The 12,403-nt window shown below is 60.0% G+C and carries 10 protein-coding genes and 1 pseudogene; 4 read left to right on the top strand and 7 right to left on the bottom strand.

The window, feature by feature from the left end; genetic code table 11:
- Window positions 1-315: hypothetical protein (locus tag ACN0VH_RS13965; protein ID WP_417700921.1), on the top strand; the 315-nt coding region annotated here is incomplete at its 5' end.
- Between the two features lie 164 nt (window positions 316-479).
- Here the strand turns inward: ACN0VH_RS13965 and ACN0VH_RS13960 are convergent.
- The 7 genes from ACN0VH_RS13960 to ACN0VH_RS13930 all read right to left on the bottom strand — a co-directional run bounded on the left by ACN0VH_RS13960 (window position 480) and on the right by ACN0VH_RS13930 (window position 9,711).
- Window positions 480-3,515 (bottom strand): aminotransferase class III-fold pyridoxal phosphate-dependent enzyme, encoded by a 3,036-nt coding sequence (locus tag ACN0VH_RS13960; protein ID WP_417700920.1) that lies wholly within the window; start codon window positions 3,513-3,515, stop codon window positions 480-482.
- 143 nt (window positions 3,516-3,658) lie between these two features.
- Window positions 3,659-4,300, bottom strand: a complete 642-nt coding sequence (locus tag ACN0VH_RS13955) for a cysteine hydrolase family protein (RefSeq protein ID WP_417700919.1) — start codon at window positions 4,298-4,300, stop codon at window positions 3,659-3,661.
- An 11-nt stretch (window positions 4,301-4,311) separates the two neighbouring features.
- Window positions 4,312-5,082 carry an N-formylglutamate amidohydrolase gene (locus ACN0VH_RS13950; protein ID WP_417700918.1) on the bottom strand — a complete coding sequence of 257 codons (771 nt, stop codon included), beginning with the start codon at window positions 5,080-5,082 and terminating at the stop codon, window positions 4,312-4,314.
- Window positions 5,079-5,972 carry a branched-chain amino acid ABC transporter permease gene (locus ACN0VH_RS13945; protein WP_417700917.1) on the bottom strand — a complete coding sequence of 298 codons (894 nt, stop codon included), beginning with the start codon at window positions 5,970-5,972 and terminating at the stop codon, window positions 5,079-5,081. Before ACN0VH_RS13945 ends, ACN0VH_RS13950 begins: the two co-directional genes overlap by 4 nt.
- 1 nt (window position 5,973) lies before the next feature.
- On the bottom strand, window positions 5,974-6,690 hold the full coding sequence (locus tag ACN0VH_RS13940; RefSeq protein ID WP_417700916.1) for an ABC transporter ATP-binding protein: 717 nt from the start codon (window positions 6,688-6,690) through the stop codon (window positions 5,974-5,976).
- An 11-nt stretch (window positions 6,691-6,701) separates the two neighbouring features.
- Entirely contained in the window at window positions 6,702-7,859 is a 1,158-nt protein-coding gene (locus ACN0VH_RS13935) for an ABC transporter substrate-binding protein (RefSeq protein ID WP_417700915.1), read from the bottom strand.
- 37 nt (window positions 7,860-7,896) lie between these two features.
- Window positions 7,897-9,711 (bottom strand): branched-chain amino acid ABC transporter ATP-binding protein/permease, encoded by a 1,815-nt coding sequence (locus ACN0VH_RS13930; RefSeq protein ID WP_417700914.1) that lies wholly within the window; start codon window positions 9,709-9,711, stop codon window positions 7,897-7,899.
- A 127-nt stretch (window positions 9,712-9,838) separates the two neighbouring features.
- On the opposite strand from ACN0VH_RS13930, the gene ACN0VH_RS13925 reads away from it, so the two are divergent.
- From ACN0VH_RS13925 to ACN0VH_RS13915, 3 genes and pseudogenes are all read left to right on the top strand, one after another.
- Window positions 9,839-10,702 (top strand): MurR/RpiR family transcriptional regulator, encoded by an 864-nt coding sequence (locus tag ACN0VH_RS13925; RefSeq protein WP_417700913.1) that lies wholly within the window; start codon window positions 9,839-9,841, stop codon window positions 10,700-10,702.
- Window positions 10,695-12,008 (top strand): glutamine synthetase family protein, encoded by a 1,314-nt coding sequence (locus tag ACN0VH_RS13920; protein ID WP_417700912.1) that lies wholly within the window; start codon window positions 10,695-10,697, stop codon window positions 12,006-12,008. The genes ACN0VH_RS13925 and ACN0VH_RS13920 overlap by 8 nt, the downstream gene beginning before the upstream one ends.
- Window positions 12,009-12,070: 62 nt before the next feature.
- Window positions 12,071-12,403: pseudogene (locus ACN0VH_RS13915) on the top strand (transposase); the annotation flags it as partial.

Genomic DNA, 12,403 nt, shown 5'->3' with positions numbered 1-12,403 from the left:
ACAGATTCAGCGCCCTCCGGCGCACAAGGTGCCACAATGGTCAAAAATCCGGGTGCCTCCACAAAATCAACCGAAAAATCCTCTTCGTCGAGAAATCAAGCGAGTTTCCACACGCCCTCGGCTGGCTGCAGCCATTTGGAGATCAACCCCACGCCCATCTATGCTACGCTGCTTTTGCCGCATCGCCACATTGCGGATTCGCGCCCGATTTTCCCAATTCTCTATATGGACAGACATCATCCGCGAAAGGCACATGGCGGCGGCGAAAGGTGGTGTGTGAACGGCGGTTCGTTTTCCGGCCAAAGGTTGGTGTAAAAACCTGCCAGTGCAGGTTCAACTGGCGCCCGGGCATGCGCGCTCGTTAAATAGCCGGCGTGTTCCGAGGCGCCTTGGTCTGTCAGGACCTATGGGAGTTCCCTTTCAAGAAGTGTCTTTGAGCTGTTTGGGCCTGCTTTGTGCAAAGCGGTAGTTTTCACGGTTCATCTAGAAAATACTGGCGTGGGGGGGGAACCTGTCTTTCCGCAGAGGTTTTCTGCTTCGTCGAGTACTTGGTCCAGAAGGGTCAATATCATATCAACCGCTTGGTCATCTACGGTGAGCGGCGGGCGGATCTTCAGAATGTTATCCGCAGGTCCTTCGCACCCGATCAATACGCGGTGCTCTCGCAGCCGGTTCTTGACGTAGTGCGCAGCCTGCATAGCAGGCGTGCGGCTGTTGCGGTCGGTTACCAGATCAACACCAATAAACAGTCCGAAACCTCGCACATCCCCGATCAGGGGGTGCCGCTCCGCCATGGTCCGCAGTCCCGCAAGTAATTGGGTGCCCATATGCTGCGCGTTCTTCATCAGACCTTCATCGTCGACGATGTCCAGCACCTCTTTGCCGATGCGGCAGGACAGGGTTGACCCACCGAAGGTCGAGAAGAACTCCGGTCCGCGGGCGAAGGCGTCGGCGATCTCCCGGGTCGTAACCACAACGCCCAGCGGGTGTCCGTTGCCGATCGGCTTGCCCAGCACAACAATGTCTGGCACGGTGCCCTGCTGTTCGAAGCCGAAGTAATAGTCTCCCAGCCGTCCAAGCCCGGTTTGCACCTCATCTGCTATGCAAATGCCGCCCGCGGAGCGAATCCGGGCATAGACTTTGGCCAGGTAGCCCTTGGGCGGGATTATCTGCCCGCCGACGCTTGGAAACGTCTCGGCGATGAAACCAGCCAGTTTACCGCCGCGGTCTGCAATCGCGGCCAGGGCCTTGTCCACCTGCGCCGCGTATTTTTCGGCCCGGTCCGGATCTTCGCGGCGATGACGGCCGCGGTAATCGTCGGCGACCTCAACCAAATGCACCCAATCACTTTGTCCGATGCCGCCTTTGGCGTTAAATTTGTAGGCCGACAGGTTGATCGCTCCCGTTGTATTGCCGTGATAGCCGTGATCAGGAGTTACCATGTCGCGCCCACCGCTTGCAGCGCGAGCCAAGCGCAGGGCCAATTCATTGGCCTCAGAACCAGAGTTGACGAAGAAACACACTGACAACGATTCAGGCAGTTTCGAGGTGATCTTTTCCGCAAAAGCTACCTGCGCGGGGTGCAGGTAGCGGGTGTTGGAATTCATGCGCAGAAGCTGGTCCGCCGCGACCGCTTGAATGCGCGGGTGTGCGTGGCCGACGTGCGGGACGTTATTGTAGGCGTCCAGATAGGGCCGCCCCCATTCGTCGAACAGGTGGTGGCGCCAGCCGCGCAGCAGCATCACAGGATCGGCGTAGCTGAGCCTCAGGTTTTCGCCAAAGCAGCGCGCCCGCTCCGCCAAAAGCTTGGTTTTGTCGGCTGGCTGGTAGGCCATGTCGGCGTCCGGCAGGTTAAGAAGCGCGGCCGGGTTCGGGGAGAGCGCTCTCCAAAGGCCCAGTTCGTCCGGGTCAGCGGCGCCGGGCCAGTGTTCAGCTATGCCCTCGGCGCTGAGTATTAGCTGGAAATGCACATGTGGGTGCCAGCCGCCACACTGCGCCGCATCTCCCAGCCGGGCAAAGGCCTCACCCTCTTTGATCTGCTGACCTGCTTTCAGACGGCCACAGACCTCTGGGTCGAGATGCCCGTAGAGGGTAAAGAAGGGATCCCCATCTGGCGTTTCATGACGCAGGACGACAACGCCCCCTTGGCCCGGGCGGCCGCAGCGGTTCTCTACGCTGTGAACCGTCGCGTGAACGGGGGCAAGCACCTGCGTTCCCGAAGCGCAAAAGACATCGATCCCCAGATGCACCGTGCGGCGGTTGGAGGCCTTCCATGGCCCGGTTTGAAAGGCAGGACCAGTGTAGATCAACCTAGGCTCGCCGTAGTATCCTAGCCAAATGTTCTCGCTGCTTTGGCCGTCCGCCATCGCCTCGGTTTCGGCGGCAAACGGGTCGCGCGGGATGACCGAGCGCTCCACTGACAGGCTGCGCATCGCCATTCCGTCCAGGTGTTTACCCACCAGCGGTGCGAACTGGCCCCGCTGGTGGTTGAGCCAAGACAGGATGCGCGGGGCTGCACCGGTAACCGGCAGGCCGCAGGCCGCACGAAGGCGGGCCTTGATCAGGTCGCCGCTGACGCTGGGATTTTCGAGAAACCGCCAAGCGGGTTTCTGTGAAATCACAACATAGGGATCATCTGGATATTCACTGGCCATTAGCGCCGAGTTGACGACGCTGACCGCCAGCCGCATCCGTAGCAGCGGCCACAGCAGATCAACGTCTGCCGCGGTGAGGGGCCAGATGCTATGATAGCCGGCCACTACGGATTGCAGCGCCTTTTCGGGGTTCTCCTGACCAAGAACCATGTAGGCGCAAGTAATCGCCAGGTCACAGATGCGCGGCCCGGCGCACATGTCGCCGAGGTCGATCAGCCCGGAAACGCGCGCTGGCTCATTCAGCGAGCCGCAGACCAATATGTTGTAATCATTGACATCATTGTGGATTGCCACGTTAGGCAAATCTCTCAGAAGCGGTAAAGCGGCGGAGAATTCCGCGACGATACAATCCAGGAGCGCGCGCCGATCGTGACCCTCAACCGTGTCTAGACAATCAAGAATCCAATCCGATTGCATTAGGTTCCACTTGAAGTCACGTTCAAGCGCGGGATGGGCGAAACCGGATAAGGCAAGCCCCATTTGCCCGACGGCGCGCCCCACATCAAACATCAGTCCATCGGTCTGCGGCTTGAACTCGGCAAAAGTCTTCCCTGGAAGCCTCTCAATGACCCAGACCAGCCGCTCAGCCCCACCCTCGTCCGCTACGGCCAAGAACATGTCGCCGCGGATGCTCCTGCAGACTGCGGGGACTTGGACGTCGGGGGCTTTTGTCCTGATGTGCTCAAGCGCACGGCACTGCAGATCAATGAAACTAGCCTGGCAGTCTGGCCGCATGATCTTCATCACATAGTCATGCTCCCCTTGCGCCAGAAAATTCTGGTCATACTCACCGTTCAGCGGTGTCAGCGCGGCAGTGATGCCCCAATGATCGCTTAGAACCTGTTGCCAGTGATGTACCATCGGGCGATCGCTCCTGCAGTTTGAGTATATTTCCGGACGCCCCAATCCGCGGGCTGGCGGACGACGAGAGAGGGCGCGGGCGCTCCAGCGGCGCTAAGAATGCTTGATTGCAAAGGCCTGCGCCCAGAACGATTGGTGGGGCGTCAGATCGGAGCCAGCTCTTCAAGTAACTCAGAGGTGGTGCGCTGGCGGCAGTAGCCCTTTACGGCTGAAATGGAATTTTCATGTCGTTCGGGGCTATAGGTCAGGCAGGCATCTGTCACTTGTGTCACCAGATAGCCCAGATCGCAGGCGTCGCGGATGGCGCTTTCAACGCATTGATCGGTGATAAGCCCGCTGATCACCAGTTGTTTGACGCCTAAGTTGCGCAGCACATAGTCGATATGCGTCGACACAAAGACCGAAGAAGATGACTTTGGCAGCACGATTTCGTCCTCGCCGGGAGCCAGCGCATCGATCACCTTGCCGTCCCAAGCACCCTTAGGCACGTTGAAGCCGGTGATCTTGTAGTCGAGACTGCGGTCGCGCCCGTCCAGAGTGAGGCTTTCGATCGTCGTATACATCACCTCAAGCCCGGCGGCGCGGCTGGCCTGCTGGAGCTGCTGCATGTTAGGAATGACCCGACCTTCCAATTCCGCGAAGTACCAGCCGTATTTCTCTGCCAGTTCGGCCTCCGGCATGTTGACGAACTCGGCGCCCTTGCGGTGGGCGCCAAAGTTCTGAACGTCGATGAACAGAAGGGCGGTGTGCTGCGGATCGACGGGAATGTTTCTGCTCAGTGTCATGTGGTTTTTCCTTAAAGCAGGCTTTCGATGGCGGTGCGCAACAGACCGGCCCAGCGGCTTTGGCCCGCGTCATCGGCGATCAGGTCGTTGCGGATTTCAATCAGGCTGTGGGGCAGGCCGCTGGCCTCGCCGTGGTTGGGGACGAACCAGTCGGACTCGTCCTCGATCTGATAGGGCTCATTCATGCCCACCGACAGCTCCGGCGCTTGCTTCTGCAAAGCGTGGCGCAGTTTTTCAGGTGTGTCTGCATCGCCGCGGTACAGGAAGGCTATGTCCCAGGGACGCACCTCGTCGGCCATACGGGCGGTGAAGCTGTGGATCGAGATCAAGAGCTGCCGTTCAGGCTGCCCCCGGGCCTCTGTGACAGCCGCCTGGTAGGGGTCGAATATCCCGGAAACCCGCACCGCGCGGTCCTGCTGGGTCAGGCCGCGGTTGCCGGGAACAGGCGTTCCGTCGCTGATCAGTGGCATCGCGTCGGGTGCCTCCGGCGGCCGGTTGCAGTCGATCACCAGTCGGCTGTATGCCTGCAGAACCGCAGGTGCTCCCATCGCGTGGGCCAGCTTGCGGGTCACTGCCGCGGCACCGATGTCCCAGCCGATATGGCGGTCGAGGTCTGTGCGCGACAGCCCGAGGCCGGACAAGCGTTCCGGGATCTGCTGCCCCGCATGTTCGCAGACCAGCAGAACCGGATGGCGGCTGGCGCTATTCAGAAGCTCCACCGGGGCTGGGTCACGCGGACCCAGCAGCGTCGCAGGATCGGATTTGACGTTTCCGTAAGTCACACTTTTTCCGCCTTCAATGCGAGAGATGGGATTAGTCCGTTGGGACGGAACAGGAGAACGGCAACAACGATGCACAGGCCAATCGGGTCGCGGAACTCCTGCAGTTCCTGCGGCAGAAAGGCTGCAAGATAAATCTCGATAAAGCCGAGCAGAAAGCCCCCGGCTACCGCACCGCGCAAGGATCCCAGACCGCCCAAGATGGCTGCGATGAAGGCCTTCAGTACCGGTGTGAAGCCCATCAGCGGATCCACCGAGGCACGCTGACTGACCCACAAGACCGCTGCGACACCGGCCAGCAGGCCGGACAGGGCAAAGGCGCCGGCGATCACTGTATTGGCACGGATACCCATCAGCCTTGCCACGGCAAAATCTTCGGCTGAGGCACGCATGGCGATGCCTGTTTTCTGGTGTTTCATGAACCGGTCAAGGAACACTAACATGATGACCGTTGCCGCGATCGCTGCGATCTTGTTGATGCCGATGATCAAGCCGCCGAACTGGACGCTGTCCGAGAGGAACTGGGGAAGCACCACAGCCTGGGACCGCGCCGAGATCAGGTTCTGAAACAGAACCTGGAGGATCATTGCGATAGCAAAGCTGGTGACCAGCATTGTCGCGCCGGAGGCATTGCGGACAGGGCGGAAGGCGATCCGCTCCATCAGGACTGCTGCCGCCACTGCTGCGCTAACGGCCAAGGCGACGGACAGAACAAAGGGAAAGCCCGCAAGCCCGCAGTACATCAGCACATAGCCGGCAATTGTCATCAGTTCACCGTGGGCGAAATTGATCAGCCCCATGATGGAAAAGACAACCGCCAGCCCCAGCGCGAGCAGCGCATAGGTGCCCCCCAAGGCAAATGCATTAACAGTCTGCTGTAATATTAGGTCCATATCAGCCTGCTCCCAAATAGGCAGATTGCAGTGAATCCGACTGTGCCAGTTCTGCAGCAGAGCCCGCTGCGACGATCCTGCCGCCAGACATCAGGTAGCCGCGATCAGCGACTTCCAAAGCCATGGCTACGTTCTGTTCGACGACGGCCAGCGTCACCCCTTGATCGCGCAGCAAGGTGATCAGCTCGAACACCTGCTCGACAATCTTCGGGGCAAGCCCCAGCGACGGCTCATCAAGCAGCAGCAGCCGAGGGTTGCTCATGAGAGCGCGGCCGACGGCCAGCATTTGCTGCTGCCCGCCCGACAGCGTGCCGGCGAATTGATCGCGGCGCTCATGCAGGATGGGAAACAGCGTGTAGACACGGTCCCAAGCCGCCGCCACGGCCTGTTTGTCGCGGATGCCATAGGCACCCATCAGCAGGTTTTCTGCCACGCTGAGGGTGCCGAAAACACGGCGCCCTTCCGGCGACAAAGTGAGCCCTGCCGGGGCTAGGGTCTCAGGAGCGTTGTGGGTGATGTTCGACCCGTCGAACATCACTGTACCGGCGGCGACGGGAACAAGGCCGACAAGGGCATTTAGTGTTGAGGACTTTCCGGCCCCGTTGGCTCCCAAAAGGGCGATGATTTCGCCCTCCCGGATTTCAAAGTCGATGCCGCGTACCGCTTCGACTGCTCCGTAGTGAACATGGAATGATTGAACAGACAAAAGCGCTGACACCGGGACGCTCCTTATTGCATGCGTGGCGCTGGTATCAGCGAGGCGTCTGGCGAGGGCTGCCCGACGAGTTCACGCTCGCTGTCCGTAACGCGGATCAGCGAAACCTGGCGAACCGGCATTCCATCCGTGCCTTTGTAGGTGATGAGGCTGGTCGCCCCTTGAACATTCTCCAGCCCGGCAATCGCATCGCGCAAGGCGCTGGGTTCCACTGATCCGTCTGCCGCCAGTACAGCTGCCTCCAGAACCTTGATCAGGTCGTAGCCGACTGCACTGAAAATCGTTTCCGGCGGGGCGCCGTTGGCGGCTTCATAGGCGGAGTTGAAAGCTTCTAGCGGACTCCCAGGCGTTGCGTGGCCCGCGGTGGTGAAAACGACTCCCTCGGCAACGTCGCCCAGCGAGAAGCTCGTCGGGCTATCGATGCCGTCAGAGCCGATGACCTGGCCAGTCACGCCCGCCGCGCGCAGTGCCTTCAGCAGCGAAGGAAAGTCCGGCTCATAGGCAGACGTCATGATGACATCCGGCTGCGGGTCCAGCGCTGCTACCTTGGTGGCGATAGCGGAAAAATCCTGCTGGCCGATGGTATTGGTTGCCTGCCCGGCGATGGTGCCGCCCAGTTTCTCGAACACTTCAGCAAAATAGAGCGGCATAGTCGTGTACTGGGTGTCGGGCGAGTAGATGATATAAGCGTTGCGGTGGCCCTCGTCCCAGGCCCATTTGGCGGAGACGGTCGCCTGCACATTGTCGCCCGGGAAGTTCGAGAACATGTAGTCGCCGCCGATCATCGGCAGGGTCGGCGAGGAGGCGCAGGTCGAGATTGCCGGGATCTGGGCCGAGGTAATGACGCCGATTGCAGCTAGCGCCGGATCGGAGTCGCAGGGCAGCACGATCACGGAGACACCGTCATCCGCCAGCTCTTGGGTTGCAATCGAAGTTTGCGCCGCATCGGACCGCACGTCCTTTTCGACAAGTTCGATCTTGACGTCGCCGCCAATGCCGCCCTTTGCGTTGATCTCGTCGGCGGCCAAGCGCATCCCGCCAGACACCGGCACGTCCGCGTAGGCCAGGGCCCCGGTTTGTGCTGTGGCGACTCCGACGCGCAGCGTTTCGGAGAGGGCGGGAGCCGCCGCAAAGGCGGCAGCCAGAGTGGATGATAGAAGCAGTGCTTTCATGGGTAGGTCTCCGTCTGTTGGGTTCTGGCCTCTGGGATCATCCGGCCAGTTCTGGTTTGCGCCCGGGTTGACCCTGGGGCGTAGTGTTTTTCTTGGAGCTTAGTTTTCCGGGGCCGAGGTAGGCCTCGATGACCGCGGGGTCCTGCCGGACCTCAGTCGGCGTGCCTTGGGCGATCAGCTTGCCTTCGTTCAGCACCGCCAGCCGGTCGCACAGCTGATTGATCAGGGCTAGGTCGTGGTCGACCATCAGGATACCGATGCCCAGATTGCGGGTAAGGCCGCGCAGGGTTTCCATCAGAGCGTCGGTTTCCTCACGGTTCATGCCCGCCGCCGGTTCGTCCAGAAACAGCAGGGTCGGCTGGCACGCCAATGCACGGGCAATTTCAACGCGGCGCTGATCGCCGTAAGACAGGTTGCCGGCATTTTCTCCAGCCAGGGCTGCAACTCCTAGTTCGGCCAGCGCCGCCTGAGCGCGCTCCTCTGCTTCGGCGCCGCCGCGCGTTGACAGGGCGGCAACAAGTACGTTCTGATTAACCGTCAGATCGGGAAACAGGCGAATGTTCTGAAACGTTCGTGCGATACCATGATCCGCAACCTTGTGCGAAGAGATCCCTGTCAGGTCAACGCTGCCTTGCGTCACGGTTCCCTCGCTCGGCTGCAGGACACCCGACAGCATATTTAGCAGCGTGGTTTTTCCGGAGCCGTTAGGGCCGATCAGGCCGAGGATTTCGCCGGGCTGCAAGGCTAGCGACACATCGCTGACCGCGACCAGACCGCCAAACCGCATGGTCATGCCCTTTGCAACAAGGGGCGGGGAGGCGTGTGCTTTGGGTCTGGCGGGCGCAGCGTTGCCAGCGGCAGCGGGCGGAAAGAGTCTTTCTTCCCATTCTTTTAATCCGGCAAGGCCTTCGGGCTTGCGGAACATGGCGAGCAGAATGATCAGCCCGATGCCGATCTGTGTTGTGCCGAAAACCGCGGGAAGTTCGATGCCGCCTATGGACAGGCCGCTCTCTAGCCGACGCAGGACCTCGGTCACCAGCGTGATGATCACCGCGCCGGTCACGGCGCCGGTAATGGTGCTCATGCCGCCTACGATCAGCATAGCCAGCAGTAGAAACGTATCGTTGAAGTAGAATTTCTTGGGGCTGAACGCGCCCAGAAAATGAGCCAGCAAAGCACCAGCCAGCGCCATGGTCATCCCCGCCAGCACGAAGGAGATCAGGCGCTCGCGCGGGATGTTGATGCCGACGGCCGAAGCCGCAATCGCGTTTTCGCGGCCCGCCCGCAGCCTCAGTCCCGAAATAGAATCCCGGTACAGCCGCGCAAGTACCAGCGCCACGATGATGCCTGCCACCGCAGTCCAGATGCCGGTTTCGCGGGGCACTCCGAAGAAGGACTGGGCACCGCGGGTCACATCCCGCCAGCCGATGATGACACCATGCACGATGATCAAGAGACCCAGGGTCGAAATCGTGGCGGCGGATCCTTCCAGTCTGCCGATTGCCGCACCGACAAGCAGCGCCACGAGGCCCGTCACTGCCATCGCGATCACCGTTGCGGGCAGCAGCCCCATTTCGGTGGTTGCCAGCCACTCCGGCAGATGTGGCAGGGTCGCGATCTTCAATTGCGACGGCAGGGTCAGCAGGGCGGACACATAGGCGCCGATTGCCATGAAGGCCACATGGCCGAAGCTGAGAATGCCGCTGTTGCCGCTGTAGATGCCGATGCCGACCACGCCGATCAGCGAGATGAAGAACACCGTGACAATCCGCTCCGCAGCGGGCCCTAGGAAACTTGCGATCACTGCGGTGCCGACGGCTCCGGCGATGATTGCAGAGAGGGCGGCAAGCATGTGCGTTCTTGGCGAAGTGATCATGGACGGCTCCCGTGAAGTTGCCCCTACAATGCTGATCGTATATTTTCAAAGTCAATGTTTTTTTGCTTGTTGACTTTTTATTTTCAAAAGCGTCTCTGGATGCATGAAACAAGTAATGCATGTCAGAACGCGGCTGGAATCCTTGTCGGACACGCTGACCGCGACCGAGCGAAAACTGTGTACGGCGTTATTGCTGGACTATCCGTTCGCTGGCTTGGAGCCGATCCAAGTGCTTGCGGAAAAAACGAAAACATCGCCCCCCTCCATCTCGAGGTTTGTCGCCAAACTTGGCTTCTCGGGATACCAGGACTTTCAGCGCCACCTGATCGACGAACTGAAGGAGGGCAACCGTTCGCCTCTGGACCTGCATCAGAGCGATCGGGCGATGCAGGGTGACTTCCTAGAAGATTTCGTCAACAGGGCCACCGCGCTGCTTTCGGAATCGACAGCAGCGATAACGCAAGCGCAGTTTGACCGTGTCTGTGCAATGTTCGCTGACGAAAAGCGCAGCGTTTATGTGATTGGGGGGCGCATCAGTGATGCGCTGGCTTTGTATCTGTCGCGCCACTTGCGGCAAATGCGGGGCAATGTATATCACCTGCCTGCTGATCCCGAAATCTGGCCCGAATACCTCTTGCGCATGAAGCCGCGTGATGTGGTTTTTGTGGTGGATTTCCGACGCTACCAACCCAGCCTCGAACAACTTGCGGAGCGGGCGGCAAGCCGACAGGGCGCGCAGGTTGTTCTTCTAACGGACAAGTGGCTTTCACCTGTCGCGCGAGTGGCAAGCGAGGTCATCGCGACACCTATCGAAAGTGGGACCGTCTGGGACAGCTATGTAGGCGCGCTGGTGCTGCTGGAGGCGGTTGTAACGCGGATTGCGGAAGGCGGCTGGGATAAGGCGCGCAAGAGAATTGAGCGATGGGACTCCCTTCGTCTGGACATAGGAGAGATAAGCGATGATTAAGACCCCCTTGGTATTCGTAGCGACCTCAGATTTCGCCGGAAAGATCCGCGGCAAAAGCTTTCCGCTGGCGGACTTGGAAAAACGTTCGGCCAAGGGAGTGGGATGGACGCCCACCAATGTTCAGATCACCTGTTTCGACAAAATTGCCGAGACACCATTTGGATCCTTGGGCGATCTTCTGCTGGTGCCCGATGCGGAAACGTTGGTTGATATCGATTACGGGGATGGCAGCCCGGCGGACCGCTTCGTGCTGGGAGACATCCGCGAACTTGACGGAGCGCCCTGGAGCTGCTGCACGCGCTCTATTCTCAAGCAGGCGCTTAAACGGTTAGAAGATCTTGGCGGTGTCAGGCTGGTCGCTGCCTTCGAGCACGAATTCCAGCTGGATGCGGGGTCGCCCGCATTCGGCGAGGCCTATACCCATTCCGGTTTTCAGCAGAAACGTGAACTGGCCGAAAGCCTGATGGCGGCGCTGGGGCAAGCGGGAATGGAAACGGATACTTTCATGAATGAGTACGGCCCCGACCAGTACGAGGTCACAATTGATCCCACGGATGGTTTGCGCGCCGCCGACCATGCTGCTGTTTTGAGAGAGGTCACCCGTTCGGTTGCCCGCAGATGCGGGGAACGAGCGACCTTCACGCCGATCCGCGACCCTGAAAACGTCGGCAATGGCGTGCATATCCACATGAGCTTTGTAGATGCTCAGGGGATCCCAGCCACTTATGATCCGGCTGGTCCTGCGGGAATGTCCAGCGTGACCGGTGCGTTTCTGGCAGGTGTACTGAAATACCTAGACAGCATTGTTGCCTTCACCGCACCGAGCGACGTGTCTTACCTGCGCCTGACGCCGCACCGCTGGAGCGCAGCCTACAACAATCTGGGTTTGCGTGACCGCGAGGCTTCTTTGCGGATCTGCCCAACCTCGGCACAGGACGAGGCCGGCATTGCCCGCCAGTATAATTTTGAGTTCCGGGCCGGCGACGCCGCTGCCTCGCCGTATCTGGCGCTTGCTGCAATCGTGCATGCTGGGGCGCAAGGCCTGCAAGAGAACCTGGCCGCGCCACCAGTGACCCAAGAAGACTTGTCATTGCTGTCCGCAGAGGCTTTGAAGGCGCGCGGCTACACCCGGCTGCCTGAAGCGCTGCCCGAAGCCCTGGCGCGGTTCGAGCACAATGACATTGCTCGCGCCTGGTTTCCGGAAGGCTTTGCAGAAGTCTACCTTGCTCATAAAAGGGGGGAGCTGGCCTATCTAGACGCCATGCCGCCAGAGGAGAGGTGTGCTGTCTACGCCCGAGTTTACTAGGGTCAGGACCCATTGATTTCCGTATGGCGGGGTGATTCATCGGTCGAAAATTGAGCGATGATATGAGCGATCTTTTCTGGCTGATGGACGCGCAGATGGCGCGTTTGGAGCCCTACTTTCGAAGCCCCATGGCAAACCACGTGTGGATGGTCGGCATGTGCTGAGTGGCATTATCTTCATCAATCGCAATGGCTTGCGCTGGCGAGATGCCCCCAAGGAGTATGGTCCGCACAAGACCCTGTACAATCGCTGGAAGCGGTGGAGCGACAAGGGGGTCTTTGCCCAGATCATGATGGGTCTGGCCGCCGAGCATAGCGAGGAAAAGACCGTCATGATTGACGCTACCTATTTGAAGGCCCACCGCACCGCGACCAGTATGGGCGTCAAAAAAGGGG

The sequence above is a fragment of the Pseudophaeobacter sp. genome (assembly GCF_048267565.1).
Lineage (GTDB): Bacteria > Pseudomonadota > Alphaproteobacteria > Rhodobacterales > Rhodobacteraceae > Pseudophaeobacter > Pseudophaeobacter profundi.
Note: the sequence above shows the minus strand (reverse complement) of the source record. Positions and strands in the feature narration are given on the sequence as shown.

What these genes read in the sequence shown, in the direction of transcription:
- ACN0VH_RS13925 (WP_417700913.1), top strand. Translation starts at nt 9,839, where the DNA reads ATGAAACAAGTAATGCATGTCAGAACGCGGCTGGAATCCTTGTCGGAC.
- ACN0VH_RS13955 (WP_417700919.1), bottom strand. Translation starts at nt 4,300, where the DNA reads ATGACACTGAGCAGAAACATTCCCGTCGATCCGCAGCACACCGCCCTT.
- ACN0VH_RS13935 (WP_417700915.1), bottom strand. Translation starts at nt 7,859, where the DNA reads ATGAAAGCACTGCTTCTATCATCCACTCTGGCTGCCGCCTTTGCGGCG.
- ACN0VH_RS13920 (WP_417700912.1), top strand. Translation starts at nt 10,695, where the DNA reads ATGATTAAGACCCCCTTGGTATTCGTAGCGACCTCAGATTTCGCCGGA.
- ACN0VH_RS13930 (WP_417700914.1), bottom strand. Translation starts at nt 9,711, where the DNA reads ATGCTTGCCGCCCTCTCTGCAATCATCGCCGGAGCCGTCGGCACCGCA.
- ACN0VH_RS13960 (WP_417700920.1), bottom strand. Translation starts at nt 3,515, where the DNA reads ATGGTACATCACTGGCAACAGGTTCTAAGCGATCATTGGGGCATCACT.
- ACN0VH_RS13945 (WP_417700917.1), bottom strand. Translation starts at nt 5,972, where the DNA reads ATGGACCTAATATTACAGCAGACTGTTAATGCATTTGCCTTGGGGGGC.